The sequence below is a fragment of the Alteribacter lacisalsi genome (assembly GCF_003226345.1).
In the GTDB taxonomy this organism is placed as follows: Bacteria; Bacillota; Bacilli; order Bacillales; family Salisediminibacteriaceae; genus Alteribacter; species Alteribacter lacisalsi.
This window is the reverse complement of the sequence record NZ_PDOF01000001.1, coordinates 866,425-883,009: the sequence shown is the minus strand read 5'-3', so window position 1 is coordinate 883,009 and position 16,585 is coordinate 866,425. Positions and strand designations below refer to the sequence as shown.

Below are 16,585 nucleotides of genomic sequence, written 5' to 3'. Positions count from 1 at the left end.
TTACTTCGACTCCTTTTCTTTATATTCTTCCATTTGCTCCTTCAGATTGTAGGGAAGTTCTTCACCCATAATGCTGATAAGATCAGTTACTTTCTGTTTTGGAGCACCATCTGCATCTTTAATTGCTTTTTTGATATCTTCTTTCGCCTGATCGACGATTTTGTTTTCTTCTTCTTCAGTCCACAAGTCCTTGCTCTCAAGGAATTTACGGAAACGTACGAGAGGGTCTTTCTTCTCCCACTGGTCGTCTTCATCACTAGTACGGTAGCGGGTTGGATCATCACCAGCCATCGTGTGCGGGCCGTAACGGTAAGTGAGTGTTTCGATAAGTGTCGGACCATTGCCGTCCAGACCGCGTTTGCGCGCTTCCTGAGTCATCGCATAAACGGCAAGAATGTCCATTCCGTCTACCTGAACACCGTGGATCCCTGCTGCAACAGCTTTTTGTGCAATCGTCTTTGCCGCACTCTGTTTCTCAACAGGAACGGAAATTGCGTAACGGTTATTCTGCACAACGAAAACAGCCGGCAGATTGAACGCACCTGCAAAGTTAATTCCTTCGTAGAAATCACCTTGTGAAGCACCACCGTCACCAGTGTAAGTGATTGCAACTGAATCCTTCTGTTTACGCTTAAGACCCATAGCCACGCCGGCCGTCTGGGTAATCTGGGCACCGATGATGATTTGAGGCATCATAACATTTACGCCTTCAGGCATCTGTCCGCCTTCGAAATGTCCACGTGACCACAGGAATGCCTGACGAAGTGGTACACCATGGTATACGATTTGCGGAATATCACGGTATCCCGGCAGGATCCAGTCCTGTTTTTCAAGAGCAAACTGGGAACCGATCATTGAAGCTTCCTGACCTGCAACCGGTGCGTAAAAACCGAGTCTTCCCTGACGGTTCAGGGAGATGGCACGCTGATCCCAGATCCGCGTATACACCATACGCGTCATAAGCTCCTTAAGTTCTTCGTCTGAAAGGTCCGGCATCGCGTCTTCGTTTACGATTTCACCGTCTTCATTAAGTATTTGGAAAGTTTCAAACTGGCTTTCAATGTTTTGCAATTCTTTTGTTTTTTCCATGAATCCTTTCACCTCTTCCTTTCTTTTCACGTTAAGGCTGCCTAAAACAACACAGCGGCGGAGAACGCATGCCAATGGGGCATCAGGCGCCTCCTGACTCTGTGAAATAAGCGCTGTTCATCATTGTTTAGATTACCCATCTTCATAAAAACAATGAGAAATCCAGCTGTTCCGACAAAAACCTCTAAAGGTTGTATACCCAATACGTTTCCCGCTTAACCAAAGAGGGGTGTTTCTGTAGGAGCAGGATCACTCTGTATCAATTAAATAATATAATGAGTAATACAACTTTAGTTTCGATGATTAGTTTACACGAACGTTTTTATGTTCGTCAATCCTTTTGCACAGGAATTTATCGTACACCTACATTTTAAATTACAGGCCGTTTAGGAAAACTGTTATATTCAAAAAACTTTACTGTTATATATTCAATGATGAGCAATAGTGTGACTAAAACCAAAAAAAAGACACCCATTAAGGTGTCTTAAGCCGGCTCTTCCACATTCAGATCAGCTTCCTGGTAGAAAGTGCGTTTGGCTTCATTGTATTCCTGCGTTCTTTTATTGAACTCACTGTTCAGGCTGTTAACACGGCTGTAGGCATCATTCACAAGATCATGCTGATCCTGAAGTTCTTCTCTCGTGAGTTCTTCCTGGGTGATCATATTATAGAGTTCGATATCCAGATCGATGGTCTCCATGTACTCATCATAGAGATCCTGATAGGCCTCGTAACGGGCATCCATTGCTGCAATCATATCCTCAGCTGCCGGCCGGGCTTCCTCTTCAAGATCATCAAGGTACCCTGTCACTTCCTGAAACTCATTGTATGCATCATCAATGCTTTCTTTTTCAATTTCAATGATGGAGCGGCGCTCTTCAGCTGATTCAACCGCCTCTTCTGAGAGCGGTTCAATGTCCTCAACCTCAGTCATCTCAAGCATTTCGCTGTATAGTTCATGTTCTCTTGTCTCGGCTTCTGTCAGCGGTGACTGCTGTTCCTGAAATACCTGTTCTTTTTCTACGGCATTTTCAAGATGTTCGTGCATATCCATCGCTGCATTGCTCCCAAAACACCCAGTAAGCAGCGCTGCAAGTCCGATCGAGCCGAGCGTCATTAATCCTTTCTTCACTTAAAAGATCCCCCTTTTATGTACTCGTCCAAAATTGACATACACTAACAAATTATCCTATTTTACCTCATTTTACAAGGAGTTTCTTAAAACAGCAAAAACTTCACATCACCTGTATTGCTTAAATCAATTTCCAAAGGTGCAGTTTCCAACAAAATCATCTTCCGTGAATATGGGTATACATCCATTCACTCTCTGGATGTCTGCATAGCATGTAGTAAATCGCTGAGTAACAGCGGTGAACAAAAAGGAGGAAATGCATATGTACGGATATGGCGGTAACGGATGCGGATGTTGGGATCCTTGTGGATATGGATATGGCGGTCAGGTAGCAGGTGCAGGGTATAATGGTGCAGGTAAAGGCTTCGCGCTGATCCTGGTTCTGTTCATACTTCTTGTAATAATTGGCGCATCAAAATTCTACTAAAATCAGATGTATGGAACGAGAGCGGATCCGCTCTCGTTTTTTTATTACAAACCAATCGTTTTTGACCTGTCCTTTAATTATATAATATTATATGATGGAAAACGAGGTCCTCAGACAGATGCATGTTACTGCCCGGGCACAGCATATACATATTCGCAGAAAAACGTATTTCTGCAAATGAAATAAAGGAGTGTAAAACATAATGATTACAATGGATGATATTATCCGGGAAGGGCATCCGACTCTCCGTAAGATCGCGGACCCCGTCTCTCTCCCTGCGTCAAAAGAAGAACAGGACATTCTCCGCTCCATGGTGGAATACCTGATTAACAGCCAGGATGAAGACACAGCAGCACAGTATGGTTTGAGACCAGGTGTTGGACTCGCGGCCCCGCAGATTAATGTAAGTAAAAAAATGATTGCCGTAAGAACATTTGACCACAATGACGAATTTCTCGAACTCGGCCTGTTCAACCCCAAAATTATCAGCCATTCCGAGGAAACCACCTACCTTGAATCCGGCGAGGGATGCCTGAGTGTAGACCGGATGGTCGAAGGTGAAGTTCCCCGCTACGCCAGAATCAAGGTAAAAGCAACGACTCTTGAAGGCGAAGAGATTACTCTGAGGCTTAAAGGATTCGCCGCAATCGTTTTCCAGCATGAAATTGATCACCTGAACGGCATAATGTTTTACGATAGAATTGACAAAAGCGACCCCTTCAAGGAGCCGCTTCCGCCAAAAGAAGTTATCAAAATCAGTAAATTTCACGGACCCGCTTCCTAATTGGAGGCGGTTTCTTTATCTGCGAATAAGACCGAGCTCCAAAAGTCCGTGATACAGTCCGTCATCATCAACATGTTTCGTCTCCATATCTGCTGCCTGTTTGGCTTCTTCCACTGCATTACCCATGGCAATACCAGTTCCTACAAACTTGAGCATCTCCACATCGTTCAGACCATCACCGAATGCAAAAGTATTTTCAGGACGAATGCCTAATTTTTCGAGCATCGCTTCAATTCCTTTTGCTTTTGACCCACCTGGAGGCAGAACATCGATTGCTTTTTCGTGCCAGCGGACATAATCAAATCCAAGATGGTGGTCATAGTAATGCTTTTCATGACTGCTCTCACAAAACAGCAGCGCCTGATAAATGTTCCGCTCTTTATGAAAGTCCGGATCATGAGGGGGATGCGGCATATTAAGGCTCCCCATGGAACGGGAGATAAATTCATGAGACCGGTGATTCGCCCTGCCGGTAAGATGGTCAAGGAACACCATCGGATGATCGTTGTTCCACGCATCTTCCTCAAGTGTCAGAAGGTGCTCCTGCGAAAGCGGTGAATCAAAGATCACCTCACCTTTGTACATGACATAAGACCCGTTGAAACTGATAAACGAATCAATATCCAGTTCTTTTAAAATATCATTAAACATAAATGGGGCACGGCCTGTAGCTATGGCCACATTAATACCTTCTGCCCGAAGCAGGCTGACCGCCTCCCGTGTTTTATTCGGAATTCGATTATTATGATTCAGGATCGTACCGTCAATATCCAGAAATACAACTTTCTCTGATGGTGTCATCGTGATCACCCTTTCCTGCTTGTTTGTCATCGTAAATCGTATCATTTTTTTACGCTCGGCGTCTAACAAACAATCCGGAAAGCCAAGTAACTTTCGGAGCGGCTTACAGACCTCATTTTAGCTGTTCGGAATTCCAAGTATAAAAAAACTTATCCCCCAGCCCCATAAAAGAACGGCCCTCCCCGTCCCTGGGGAAGGCCATTTCTATATTGAGCTGATTATAAAGCACTTGCTATTCCGGCAAGCGGCTTGATTTGCGGCCAATCAGATCGTACCAGATCCTGCTAAGCCCCGCTATTCTGCTTTTGTAGTTCCTCCAGTTCTCTTCTCGTTTTTTCGGTACCATTCTCATAGATCAGTTCATACAGATGCCTTGTATCATATTTGAGTTCCTGTTTCTCTCTGTCGGAAGCCGGTTCATTAAATGGGCGGGAAAAGATCTGCTGCGGTTCAATGTCTTTGTCCCTGAACTTTTCGATCAGCATTCTGAAGTCCTCAATTTCCTTTTCATCAATTTCCACCTCGTACTGAATCAGCTGCGGATCGGTTTTTTCAGTAAAAAGTTCGACTCTGCTTCCCTGGTTGACTGATACATAAAAAGTCTGCTTCATGACAATCCCTCCTGTATTTCTTACTAACCAATACCCGTTTTCGACATTTGTACTCATAGAATTTTTCCGCATAAAGATGTGGTAATGGCAACGATTCCCTCGTAAATTGACACTGTTTTACTCACATACTGTAAATAAAATCAGAACGTCAGTCTTGAATAAGTTACAAGGAGGGTTTAAAATGTTGAAAAGGTGGAGAGAACGGTTATTAAAACGATGTCGCGATTTATTTCCAAAAAAGATATACGCGTAGCCATCGTAGTGATCCTTCTTTCTCAGTCGGAGAAAGAAGGTTTGTCATTTATGGCTTCGCATTATCCGGTGCCCGATATGCACCGGGCCGGCCCGGGGTTTCAAGGGACAGAAACCCTCCAGGCTGACTTTGGACATACATACGTATAATCAATTTCTAATCACTTGTCTGAACTTAATAAAAAAGGAGAGGATCCTATGATATTTAAAGTGTTTTATCAGGAAACAACTACGGAAGTTCCTGTCCGCGAAAATACGAACTCTATTTACGTGGAAGGCGAATCCCAGGAAGACGTCCGCAAAAAACTGTCGGACCGGAAATACAACATCGAATTTGTAACCCCTCTGAGTGATGATGTATTGGCCTATGAGAAAGAAAAAGAAGATTTTAAAGTGGAGCAGCTCTAAGCGATGAAAGCTAAAAATCATCAGGCTGCCGTTTTTGCCCTCGGGGGTTTGGGTGAAATCGGAAAAAATACCTATGCAGTTCAGTTCCAGGATGAAATTATTCTAATTGATGCCGGGATTAAATTTCCCGAAGACGAGCTTCTCGGAATTGATTACGTAATTCCAGATTATACGTACCTTGTGAAAAACGAAGATAAAATTAAAGGACTGTTTATTACACACGGCCACGAAGACCACATCGGCGGCGTTCCCTACCTTCTTCGTCAAATCAATGTCCCAATTTATGCCGGCAAGCTGGCACTTGGTCTGCTGCGAAACAAATTAGAAGAGCACGGCCTCCTGCGCACCACCAAAATGTACGAAATTCAGGAAGACGATGTAGTGAAATTCCAGAAAACGTCTGTATCTTTTTATCGTACAACCCACAGTATTCCAGATTCTTTCGGTGTGGTTGTAAAAACACCGGCCGGAAATATTGTGCATACTGGTGACTTTAAATTTGACTTCACACCGGTTGGAGAACCTGCAAACCTGAACAAAATGGCGAAGATCGGCGAAGAAGGGGTTTTGTGCCTTCTTTCTGACAGCACAAACAGTGAAGTTCCCGGATTTACAATGAGCGAACGTAAAGTCGGTGAAAGTATTGACTCGATTTTCCGCAGTGTGGAAGGCCGGATCATCTTTGCCACTTTTGCTTCAAACATTTACCGGCTCCAGCAGGCAGTAGAAGCAGCCGTAAAGTATCGCCGGAAAGTTGCTGTATTTGGCCGAAGCATGGAATCTGCCATTAACATCGGTCTTGACCTTGGGTATATTCGTGCACCGAAAAATACCTTTATTGATGCCTCTCAGCTCAATAAAATTCCTAATGATCAGGTAGCGATTCTCTGTACGGGAAGCCAAGGTGAACCTATGGCCGCTCTTTCCCGCATTGCCTTCGGTACCCACCGCCAGATCCAGGTGATTCCCGGAGATACGGTTGTGTTCTCGTCTTCCCCAATTCCAGGGAACACGCTGAGCGTAAGCAAAACGATTAATCAGCTTTACCGTGCCGGCGCGAACGTGATTCACGGCTCGCTCAATGACATTCATACTTCCGGCCACGGCGGCCAGGAAGAGCAGAAGCTGATGCTTCGCCTGATGAAACCGAAATTCTTTATGCCGATCCACGGCGAATACCGGATGCAGAAGATGCATGCTTCTCTTGCTGAAAGTTGCGGCGTGCCCGAGGAAAACTGTTTCCTTATGGATAACGGCGACGTTCTTGCTCTTGATAAGGACGATGCCCGCCTGGCCGGGAAAGTTCCATCCGGATCTGTCTATGTGGACGGCAGCGGGATCGGCGATATCGGAAACATCGTGCTGCGTGACCGGCGCATTCTTTCAGAGGAAGGTCTTGTCGTTGTTGTTGTCAGCCTGAATATGAAAGAGTTTAAGGTAACAGCGGGACCTGACCTGATTTCCCGAGGATTTGTCTATATGCGTGAATCGAGTGACCTCATTAATGAAGCGCAGAAAATGCTTGCTTCCCATCTGCAGGGAATGATGGACCGGAAAACGACCCAGTGGTCTGAAATTAAAAACGAGATCAGTGATGTACTCGGCCCGTTCCTGTACGAAAAAACAAAACGTAAGCCAATGATCCTTCCAATAATTATGGAAGTATAAAAGTAAAAGCACAGAAGCTGTCTGAACAACAGCTTCTGTGCTTTTTTTATGACCAGCATTTAAATGAGTATGTCCGGCTCCAGATAAATTGAATAAAATAGAATAATGAATACAACTAATGGGGCTGGGATGCATATAAACTGCTGCTGAAATATACACCGCTTTCCGCGGGAAGCGGCTGAGCCTCCGTGTGCTTCGCACTACGGGGTCTCAATCCCAGCCTCATCTTTTTAGAATAGTGAATTCCCAATCCTCACTTTAATCGTCATCGTCAAAAAGTGACTGCTCCAGACGGTTGATATCACTGTCGGCTCCGATCACAATCAGTATATCTCCTCTTTTAAGAGCTTCATCTGCCTGTGGAGATACGTTAATCTGATCACCTCGTTTAATCGCCATAATGTTGCACCCGTACTTGGCCCGGATATCGAGTTCAATAATCGTCTGCCCATGGACTAGACCACCTGCCATAAGCTCAACAATACTGTATTCGTCGGACAGTTCGAGATAATCGAGAACGTTTTTTGATACCACATTATGAGCAATCCTGATTCCCATATCCCGCTCGGGGTGAACCACCTTATGGGCACCAATTTTATTAAGTACTTTCTCGTGATAGTCATTCTGTGCCTTCACAGTAATATGATTAACACCTTGCTCGACGAGCATCAGTGTTGTAAGAATACTGGACTGGATATTGTCACCAATCGCAACAATAACATGGTCGAAGTTTCTGATCCCAAGGCTTTTCAGGGTATTATCATCTGTTGCATCCGCCACCACTGCATGAGTGGCAATACTGGCATATTTATTAATCCGGTCTTCGTCGGTATCAATGGCAAGAACTTCCATACCCTGCTTTGCAAGAGCCTGGCATATACTCCCGCCAAAGCGGCCGAGACCGATGACAGCAAACTGCTTTTTCATATTTGTCCCCCATCTGCATCTGTTTACCTTAATCATAGCAATCCGTAAAGATGAAAACAATATTCCTTTTTGCCTGCTTATGGCAGAGCTTTTCCGTTTAGAATCATCCGCCATGTTACAGGGCCAACAATGCCGTCTGATGCAATCTTCTTTGTTTTTTGGTACGCCCGGACAGATGCCTGAGTAGCAGGACCGAACAGGCTATCAGGCACTGCGCCAGCTGTCATTTGAACAAGGATGACATCGATCCCCTTCATCATTGGTGATAACCGCTGGAGGACTCTTCTCGAAGCACTGAGCGCTTCGTTAGTTTCAGCCCCATATATGCCGTCTACCCGGAGGCGCCTTACTTTCTGGAAATGCCGCAGTGCTGTCTCGGTTAAAACCCCAAAGAGGCCGTCCACAGGTCCTGAATTCACTCCGGAAGCCATCAGTTTTTTCTGAAGCCTGACGACCCCGGCTCCACGATCTCCTCTTTTTAATACCGGACTACCCATCAAGCACCTCCGGAGTGATTCTGTACTGAAACCGGGACAGACCGTAGAGGCACCAGGTTGCTCACAGTGGCCCTGTACCTGGTCCGGGCTGAGTCCGAGTTCGTGCAGAAGCTTTTTCGTCAGAAAAACAAGTGCATCCCATTGTTCTGTACCCGGGCCATGGCTGCTGAAATTCCCCGTAAGACAAATCCCGGCACTAACGGCGTTCACTTGTCCTGCATGGTAGCTGACCGTTGACAGAGTGTTCGTCTTTATTATGGCACCATCCTGTTCAATGACAAAATGATAACCAATACCCGGCCATCCATTTTTGTTAACGTGGTAGCTGGCAAATGAGTGCGCGCTTCCCCGCTCTGTTCCGCTGTGATGAATTGTAATATCTGTTATGGTCCTGACCAGTCTTTTTCTGTACCGTTTTGTTTGATGACGGGGAAGATTCCCTGTCAAATCGATTATTTTCATCTTTTATCACCTCACTGATTAAGTAAGGACGGACGATGAAAAAGGATAAAAAAAGATGATCCGTGTTCCGGACCATCCCAACGACTTATAAAATTGGCTTTGTTAAAGTCTGTTGTTGATTACCGCTCCCTGCGCTCCCTTTCCGCGGGCACCGCTTCAGCCTCCTCGGGGAGGATCACCCTGCGGGGTCTTCAGCCGGTGCTGTTCCCGCAGGAGTGTCGCGCGCTCGTTTCAATCAACAACGATAGAAAATATCAACATTAAGCTTTAACAGAGCTATAAAATTAAACGAACGGTGCTATTTTATACCCAGCACTCTGTTTACCCGTTTGGTAAGCATCTTCATGCCCCCGCCTCCAGCCTGAAAATGCCGGAGATTGCCTTCCTCGTCGAAAACGTAGTAAGCAGGTACGTACTGATTTTCAAAAGCATCTGTCAGCTTATGATTATTGTCAACAAAAGTAGGCTGGGTAATATCGTGCTCTGCTGCAACCTTCTTAATCTCTTCAAGATCCAGATCCTTTTCGGAACGAGGCATATGCACACTCATCACATTTAACTTATCTTTATAATCGTCTCTGAACTGGTTGATATCAGGCATGGCTTCTTTACAGAGATGACAGCTGATGGACCAGAAATGAATCAGTGTCGGCTTATCCCCTACGAGGTCCTCCCGTGTAAACTGGCCATTCAGCCATTCTGTGGCGCCGTCAAGTTGAGGCATTGGTGAACGCAGTTTCATATTAATCCCTCCATAAACCAATTTTTTTTACGCTTCTGCTTCTCTATGTATCGAAAGAAAAGGCCTGACATTTCCTGCAGGCCTTTTCCGTTCATTCCTTTATTGTATCCCGCCGGGGGATGAATTACACTTTCAGCGTATCCTGACCAGGCTTCCAGTTTGCCGGGCAGAGTCCGCCGGTCTGAAGCGCTTGAAGCACACGGAGAGTTTCGTCCACGTCACGGCCGATGTTGTTGTGGTTTACAACAGAATACATGAGTTCACCCTCTGGGCTGATGATAAACAGGCCGCGAAGCGCTACCCCTTCATCCTCAATGAGTACACCGTAGTCGCGGGAAACCTGGTGGTTAGTGTCCGCAGCAAGAGGGTACTTAAGATCGCCAAGTCCATTGTCGTCACGGTCTGTGTTGATCCACGCAAGGTGAGTGTGAACAGTGTCAGTTGAAACCCCGATCACTTCTGCATCAAGGTCTTCAAACTCGTCATAGCGGTCGCTTAGCGCTGTGATTTCTGTAGGGCATACGAAAGTGAAGTCCATTGGATAGAAATAAAGAACTGTCCATTTGTCTTCTTTCATATTCTGCTCAAGACTTACTTTACCAAATTCCTTATTTGGAAGTACTGCATCCATTTCGAATCGTGGAGACTGTTTTGCTACCATACGTTTTTCTGACATATGTAATCCCTCCTGAGTTGTGTTTGAACTAATAACAATGATTATTATAAGAGAATTGCTTTAATCAGTCAACAATCGACTGGATGGTTCACAATTCTTTATAATCATTCACATTTCGTCAGTATTTCCATTCCGCTGGTTTTTAACCAGTCAAAAACACTAACGTTTTCAATTATAACGAAGGGAGACTGTCTTTTAAAGTAAAAGGGCTTTGTGTTTTCTTTTCCCACGCCCGGGGGTATGATAAAATGAATGACATTGTTCGCCAAAATCGTATACATACTTTACGACTTAAGAGGAGTGACTGTTAATGAACGACTGGATTGCCCATGTAAACTGGGAGGCAATTTTTATTTCCGCTGCAATTATTACTCTGCAGCTGGTGGTTATTCTTATCGCCTACCTTATCGTAAAAGGAATCGGGAGCAGACTGATCGGCTCCAGTTTTGACCGGATGAGCAGACAGAAAAACATGTCACCCGGCCGGACTAAAACACTTGAAAAACTGAGCCAGAATATTTTTGCCTATGTCCTGCTTTTCGTTTTTATTACGATCGTAATCGGTCTCTTTGATTATAATGTGACAGGACTGATCGCCGGTGCCGGTATTATCGGACTTGCAATCGGCTTTGGTGCACAGGGGCTTGTAAGTGATGTGGTAACAGGTTTCTTTCTTCTTCTTGAAAAACAGCTTGAGGTCGATGAATACGTAACCGTAGCCGGAATTGACGGAGTGGTTGAGGAAGTTGGTCTCCGGACCACCCGGATCAGAGGTTTTGACGGCACAGTTCACTATATCCCAAACAGGGAAATCAGTACGCTGAGCAACCATTCCCGTTCCAACATGCGTGCGCTAGTAGACATTGGAATATCCTATGATGATAACATTGATGAGGCCATGAAAGTCATTCAGGATGCATGTGACCTGGTGGCTTCCCAGGTGGATACGATCGTTGACGGACCAAATGTTATAGGTGTGCAGTCACTTGATGACAGTGACGTAGTCATTCGGGTCATTGCCCAGACTTCTAACATGGAACAATGGGGAGTGGAACGGATACTGCGAAAAGAAATCAAGGAAGCTCTAGATGAGAACGGAATTGAAATTCCATTTCCACATCAGGTTTATGTCGAAAAAAAAGAAGCATAACTGCCGCAAAGCCCCTTTTCAGGGGCTTTGATTTTTTAGTTTACGCAAGCATGCCGGCAGAGGAAAAAGCAGTACCGCGGAGCTGCCTGCAGTGTAAAAGGATAACTACTTTTACGAAAGGCTCTGTTAGTGAGTATTGTTGATTGATTTACGCTCACTGCGCTCCCTTTCCGCGGGCACCGCTTCAGCCTCCTCGGGAAAAGCACCCTGTGGGGTCTTCAGCCGGCGCTGTTCCCGCAGGAGTGTCACGCGTTCGCTTCAATCTACGATTAATAAAAATCAACACGGAATTTTAACAGATCCTTACGAAAAGCGCAGGAGTAAAAGGAATAGTGACAAAACCAATAGAAAAAGCCGGCTGTGCCGGCTTATCCTGTCTGAATACTATTGCTGCTGTGTGCGCTGGTCCACCTGCTGGCATACTTCATCAGCGGTCATTCCGTGAGCGTTGATAACAGCACCCTGCTGCTGTGTGTCCTGCATGCCCATCATATTCTGATCCTGCCCGCTGATTACACAGCAGTCACAGCCTTCTTCGTCACCCTGCTGCTGAAGCTGGACGATTTCGTGTCCTTTCTGCTGAAGCGCTTCCTGAATATCCGAAAGTGATTGTTCTACTCCGACTCTGGCCATTGTAAATTCCTCCCTGACTGATTTGAAATAAGGAATGTTCTTCCAAACATTACTATCCCCACATTTTGCCGGGTTATTCATTATGACTTTATAAGGCCAAGTGTTTTTGTATTACAACGCAGTCCCTCATTCCCTTTATCAGCAAACCACTTAGTGACTTATGAACATTTCATGCTACACAAACCAGACTCTTCACCAAAAAAAGCCTCACCCGTCAGGATGAGACTGTTGATAAATAATCGATTAGATACTCCACAGCGAATGGAATGGCTCTTTCATCAGGATGAAGCCCTGGTGTGTGCAGTCCGCTTTTACTGTCTACACCAAGCCAGAACATCAGGCCGGGAACAGCCTCCAGAAAGTAACCGAAATCCTCCCCGGTCATGGCTTTCTCACATTCTATAAGGGTCGTATCTGCACGTTTGGCGGCAAACGACATGAAGCGGTCTGCTATTTTATGATCATTGAATACCTGGCAGTAATTTGCGCCATAATCAATTGAGGCGGTACAGTCAAAGCCTGTCTCAATTCCAGCAGTGAGTGCTTCAATCCGCTTTTTTACCGTTGCCATTGACTCAAGAGAAAGGGTCCTGATTGTCCCTTCAAGCCGCGCATGCTCTGCAATAATGTTCTGCTTGGTCCCTCCGGTAATCTTTCCTGCGGTAACGACGGCTGAATCCAGCGGTGCTACATTTCTGGCGACGATGGACTGAAACTGAGTGACCAAATGGCTGCACGCAACCACCATGTCATTTGCAAGATGAGGAAGCGCTGCATGCCCTCCTCTGCCTTTCAAATCAATAAACAGTTCGCTCGTATTCGCAAACAATAGACCGGGCCTTGTAGCAACGGTCCCTACAGGGTATTCTGGTGCAATGTGAAGCGCGAGCATTTCATCTGGTTTCCATTCCTTAAATATGTCCGATTCCAGCATCGGCTGAGCCCCTCCAGGACCTTCCTCTGCAGGCTGGAAAATAAAAAGAATGCTTTCCTTCGGCTGTTTCGCAGCAAAATGGGCGAGAACCCCCAGTGCAATGGTCATATGGAAATCGTGGCCGCATGCATGCATGAAACCCTCATGACGGGACGAAAACTCGTACCCGGTCTCCTCTTTAATCGGGAGGCCGTCGATATCTGCTCTGTATCCGTATGTTTTTTCAGGGCTGAACCCCTTGACCAAAACAAAAAGACCGGTCCGCCATTCTTTCATTTCCAAATGGGTTCCGGCAAAAGAAGCAATTGTTTTTTTTAGATAGAACTGGGTCTTAAACTCCTCAAATCCGCCTTCCGGGATCTGATGCAGATCCCGGCGGATTGAGATGAGACGTGTTGGATCAAGTGTCATCGCGCGTCTCCTTTTTACTCGTCGTTTAGCTTGCGAAGTTCCTGCTTGATTTCGGTTTTTCCTTTAGTTTTTTCATCGATTTCCTTAATTACTCGTGCTGGCGTACCTGCAACCACGGTGTTTGGAGGAACATCCTGTGTAACGATAGCTCCTGCTGCAACTACAGATCCCTTGCCTACTGTAACACCTTCCAGGATAACTGCGTTTGCTCCAACCACTACATCGTCTTCAACGACAACAGGCTGTGCGGAAGGTGGTTCAATTACGCCCGCCAGAACCGTGCCTGCTCCGATATGGCAATTTTTACCGACTGTAGCGCGACCGCCCATGACAACGTTCATGTCAATCATTGTACCTTCACCGACAACGGAACCGATGTTGATCGCTGCTCCCATCATGATTACAGCTCCGTCACCAATTTCCACCTGATCGCGAATAATCGCACCTGGTTCAATGCGTGCTTTAATATTTTTCATATCAAGAAGCGGGATCGCCGAATTTCTGCGGTCATTCTCTACTACGTAATCTTTTACCTGACTTGACTCCAGGGCCTTTTGGATGTCTTTCCATTCTCCGAAAAGAACACCTGTTTCTCCCTGAATAAAGGTTTTTGTATTTGCGCCGAAATCGACACTTTCAAGGTTATCACCTTTAATATGTACTTTTACCGGTGTAGACTTTTCCGCATTGGAAATAAACTGAATAATTTCGTTTGCATCCATTTGTTTCATAGTAACTTCCTCCTTCAATCTTCAAAAGTGTTAAGACTCTCCCTTATGATAGTCACTGTAAGCGTAAAATGCAATCATGAATCATCTTATCTGCCCAATGCCTCGCCTCAATATTATCGAAACCGGAAAACCCCGAAGACTCGATGCTGTCTTCAGGGTTTCGTTAAACGTTATTCGTCATGAAACAGCCCTGGTTCAGTAAGCCAGATAAATGCCGGTGCGCTTTGCTCCTCCTCCCGTTCAATGACCAGGTCCCCGCCATTTACACGGTAAATCTCCATCCACGTGCCGTCCATTTCGTTATAGCCGGAAGTGATCATCTTTCCTTCCAGTTCATTGAAAAACGGTTCCTGATCGATGCCTGCCGCTGTTTCTCCTCTTACGGCTACAGCATTGATTCGTTTTTGTTCAGGGTCGGCAAAATAGGTGTATGTGCCAAAGTCATAGTAGCTACCTCCGTTATACATTCCTTCTTCGTCAGGCTGCTCTCTCTTGCTGTGAACGGCTTCTTCATCTTCTCCTATTCTGAATGCAGCATCCTGAAAAAGACGCTCATATTCAAACATTTCCTGTGCGGAAACGCCTTTCACTTCCGTATTGCGGTCAGCCAGGACCGACGCCTCTTTCGTATAATCAGAAGCTGCTGTAAGGCCTTTGGATTGCGGCTGGATAACGGCAGCGGAAAACAGTAACATCAGGCTCAGTCCAAAGAGGCTGAAGGTAATGTGTATTTTTTTCATATGTAGTCCCTCCTCTATAGTTATTTTCTACCCTCTGAACCGGGACTTTAATCGATTAATGTGCAATTTGTCGTTTTTATGCATAATTTTTCATACACCGTGACATAACTAATTCCAACATGGGATGAAGCCTCTTTGAAGGCAATGTGCCGTTTTCATGCAAAATGGCCCGAACAGGTGCAACTCCTGACCATCCCGCCACTTTTTGAGTGTGGGCTCCATGCTTGTATAGCCCCACAGCTGCCGGTTCTTAAGACCTTGAGAACTGTTGCAGCAAAAAAAGAGAGCCCGCCGTGATGGCAGGCTCTCTTTTTGTGAAGCTGTTATTAGCTTCATTCATTTAAACTGTGCTGGTTTTCAGGTTTTTTTTCACTGCTGCTTTCAGAATGGAAATAAAGGCTTCTGCTTGGAAAGGCAATTTCAACGCCTTCTTCTTCGAGAATCCTCATTATTTCCAGATTCAGCTCTTCTTTAGCCTCAAGATATTCCGTCCAGGACGTGGTTTTTGTAAAGAAATAGATGAAAAGATCCAGGCTGCTGGCTCCAAAAGCATCGAAGCGCACCATGACCAGGTCCTTGTCAACGAGCGGGCTCGTTTTCAGCAGTTCCTCGATCCGGCTCACACAGACCCGTATTTTATCACGTGGAGTGGAATACTTGACGCCCAGCTTGAAGCTGACCTGCCTTTTGCCCATTTTAGACCAGTTCGTGATCGGTTCATTTGCAAGTGTGGAGTTCGGCACCGTTACCAACGCCTGGGAAAACGTACGGATTTTTGTACTCCGGAATGAGATGTCCTCTATAATCCCTTCCACACTCGGGGAGCTGATCCAGTCGTCAATGGAAAACGGCTTCTCCGTTATGATTACGATACCGCCGAAAAAGTTGCTGATCGTATTCTGGGCTGCAAGGGCAAACGCCAGGCCCCCCAGACCAAGACCGGCTACAAATCCGCTCACATCATATCGCCACTCACTTGCAATAATACTGAGTGCCATAGCAATGACAGCAAACCGGACAAGTTTAGAAAGGAACGGCAGCAGTATCTGATCAATCTCGATGTCCAGTCGTTTCCCAACTTTGGTGAACACACGGGATGAAGTGGATGAAAGATTAAACAATCCCCACGCAATCAGTGCAATAACAAGCGACCGGAATACACGGACCATCGGATCGCTGAATCCTTCAGGCAAATCCAGATAAATCAGGGATACATAAATACCGATAATGACGAGAAAAACACGGATCGGTTTTTCAAAAGCAAGCAGACCATTATACAAGAGGTCTGTCGGCGCACGGTTTGACACCGTTACAATGAATTTAAACAAGTAGGTTGTAAAAATTCTGCGAAACACGAAAAACAGAATAAAAATGGCCAGGGCAATTCCATATTCCTGAAGGGTAATCCCGGTTACGGTTTCAACTATGGCCTCAGCGTCCACCAAGGGCTCGTTTTCTTCTTCGTTCATGAACAGCTCATCCTTTAAATCCGAAATTTTAAGTAATACTG

18 protein-coding genes are annotated in these 16,585 nt (G+C 45.6%); 5 read left to right on the top strand and 13 right to left on the bottom strand.

Annotated features, from left to right (window positions below; genetic code table 11):
- Window positions 1–1,089 carry a pyruvate dehydrogenase (acetyl-transferring) E1 component subunit alpha gene (gene pdhA, locus CR205_RS04330; RefSeq protein ID WP_110519677.1) on the bottom strand — a complete coding sequence of 363 codons (1,089 nt, stop codon included), beginning with the start codon at window positions 1,087–1,089 and terminating at the stop codon, window positions 1–3.
- Window positions 1,090–1,573: 484 nt separating this feature from the next.
- Window positions 1,574–2,221, bottom strand: a complete 648-nt coding sequence (locus tag CR205_RS04325) for a YkyA family protein (RefSeq protein WP_110517301.1) — start codon at window positions 2,219–2,221, stop codon at window positions 1,574–1,576.
- A gap of 262 nt (window positions 2,222–2,483) precedes the next feature.
- On the opposite strand from CR205_RS04325, the gene CR205_RS04320 reads away from it, so the two are divergent.
- A complete protein-coding gene (locus CR205_RS04320) occupies window positions 2,484–2,648 on the top strand; it encodes a YjcZ family sporulation protein (RefSeq protein WP_236634701.1) in 165 nt (54 codons plus the stop codon).
- A 202-nt stretch (window positions 2,649–2,850) separates the two neighbouring features.
- The gene (def, locus tag CR205_RS04315; protein ID WP_110517297.1) at window positions 2,851–3,432 is read left to right on the top strand and encodes a peptide deformylase; all 582 of its coding nucleotides are present in this window, start codon (window positions 2,851–2,853) and stop codon (window positions 3,430–3,432) included.
- 15 nt (window positions 3,433–3,447) lie between these two features.
- Here def and CR205_RS04310 read toward each other — a convergent pair whose 3' ends face one another.
- Both CR205_RS04310 and CR205_RS04305 read right to left on the bottom strand, forming a co-directional pair.
- Window positions 3,448–4,233 carry a Cof-type HAD-IIB family hydrolase gene (locus tag CR205_RS04310; RefSeq protein WP_110519675.1) on the bottom strand — a complete coding sequence of 262 codons (786 nt, stop codon included), beginning with the start codon at window positions 4,231–4,233 and terminating at the stop codon, window positions 3,448–3,450.
- A 284-nt stretch (window positions 4,234–4,517) separates the two neighbouring features.
- Window positions 4,518–4,844: a hypothetical protein gene (locus CR205_RS04305; protein ID WP_110517295.1), complete on the bottom strand. Its 327-nt coding sequence runs from the start codon at window positions 4,842–4,844 to the stop codon at window positions 4,518–4,520.
- 450 nt (window positions 4,845–5,294) lie between these two features.
- Here CR205_RS04305 and CR205_RS04295 point away from each other — a divergent pair, with 450 nt between their 5' ends.
- Window positions 5,295–5,504: a DNA-dependent RNA polymerase subunit epsilon gene (locus tag CR205_RS04295; protein WP_110517291.1), complete on the top strand. Its 210-nt coding sequence runs from the start codon at window positions 5,295–5,297 to the stop codon at window positions 5,502–5,504.
- 3 nt (window positions 5,505–5,507) lie between these two features.
- Window positions 5,508–7,172, top strand: coding sequence for a ribonuclease J1 (gene rnjA / locus CR205_RS04290; protein ID WP_110517289.1), 1,665 nt, complete (start codon window positions 5,508–5,510; stop codon window positions 7,170–7,172).
- A gap of 258 nt (window positions 7,173–7,430) precedes the next feature.
- On the opposite strand, the gene CR205_RS04285 is transcribed toward rnjA, so the two are convergent.
- The 4 genes from CR205_RS04285 to CR205_RS04270 all read right to left on the bottom strand — a co-directional run bounded on the left by CR205_RS04285 (window position 7,431) and on the right by CR205_RS04270 (window position 10,476).
- Window positions 7,431–8,099, bottom strand: coding sequence for a potassium channel family protein (locus CR205_RS04285; protein WP_110517287.1), 669 nt, complete (start codon window positions 8,097–8,099; stop codon window positions 7,431–7,433).
- A 77-nt stretch (window positions 8,100–8,176) separates the two neighbouring features.
- Entirely contained in the window at window positions 8,177–9,058 is an 882-nt protein-coding gene (locus CR205_RS04280) for a peptidoglycan recognition protein family protein (protein ID WP_110517284.1), read from the bottom strand.
- 298 nt (window positions 9,059–9,356) lie between these two features.
- The gene (locus CR205_RS04275) at window positions 9,357–9,800 is read right to left on the bottom strand and encodes a TlpA disulfide reductase family protein (RefSeq protein WP_110517282.1); all 444 of its coding nucleotides are present in this window, start codon (window positions 9,798–9,800) and stop codon (window positions 9,357–9,359) included.
- 124 nt (window positions 9,801–9,924) lie between these two features.
- The gene (locus CR205_RS04270) at window positions 9,925–10,476 is read right to left on the bottom strand and encodes a peroxiredoxin (protein WP_110517280.1); all 552 of its coding nucleotides are present in this window, start codon (window positions 10,474–10,476) and stop codon (window positions 9,925–9,927) included.
- A gap of 310 nt (window positions 10,477–10,786) precedes the next feature.
- Between CR205_RS04270 and CR205_RS04265 the strand changes: the two genes are divergently transcribed.
- Window positions 10,787–11,626 (top strand): mechanosensitive ion channel family protein, encoded by an 840-nt coding sequence (locus tag CR205_RS04265; RefSeq protein ID WP_110517278.1) that lies wholly within the window; start codon window positions 10,787–10,789, stop codon window positions 11,624–11,626.
- A gap of 384 nt (window positions 11,627–12,010) precedes the next feature.
- Here CR205_RS04265 and CR205_RS04260 read toward each other — a convergent pair whose 3' ends face one another.
- The 5 genes from CR205_RS04260 to CR205_RS04240 all read right to left on the bottom strand — a co-directional run bounded on the left by CR205_RS04260 (window position 12,011) and on the right by CR205_RS04240 (window position 16,544).
- Window positions 12,011–12,259 carry a YkuS family protein gene (locus CR205_RS04260; RefSeq protein ID WP_110517276.1) on the bottom strand — a complete coding sequence of 83 codons (249 nt, stop codon included), beginning with the start codon at window positions 12,257–12,259 and terminating at the stop codon, window positions 12,011–12,013.
- A 214-nt stretch (window positions 12,260–12,473) separates the two neighbouring features.
- Window positions 12,474–13,604 carry an N-acetyldiaminopimelate deacetylase gene (locus CR205_RS04255; RefSeq protein ID WP_110517274.1) on the bottom strand — a complete coding sequence of 377 codons (1,131 nt, stop codon included), beginning with the start codon at window positions 13,602–13,604 and terminating at the stop codon, window positions 12,474–12,476.
- 14 nt (window positions 13,605–13,618) lie between these two features.
- Complete coding sequence (dapD, locus tag CR205_RS04250) at window positions 13,619–14,335, bottom strand: 2,3,4,5-tetrahydropyridine-2,6-dicarboxylate N-acetyltransferase (protein ID WP_110517272.1); 717 nt, start codon at window positions 14,333–14,335, stop codon at window positions 13,619–13,621.
- A gap of 170 nt (window positions 14,336–14,505) precedes the next feature.
- Window positions 14,506–15,075 (bottom strand): hypothetical protein, encoded by a 570-nt coding sequence (locus CR205_RS04245; RefSeq protein WP_110517270.1) that lies wholly within the window; start codon window positions 15,073–15,075, stop codon window positions 14,506–14,508.
- Between the two features lie 332 nt (window positions 15,076–15,407).
- Window positions 15,408–16,544: a mechanosensitive ion channel family protein gene (locus CR205_RS04240; RefSeq protein WP_110517268.1), complete on the bottom strand. Its 1,137-nt coding sequence runs from the start codon at window positions 16,542–16,544 to the stop codon at window positions 15,408–15,410.
- Window positions 16,545–16,585: the final 41 nt, after the last annotated feature.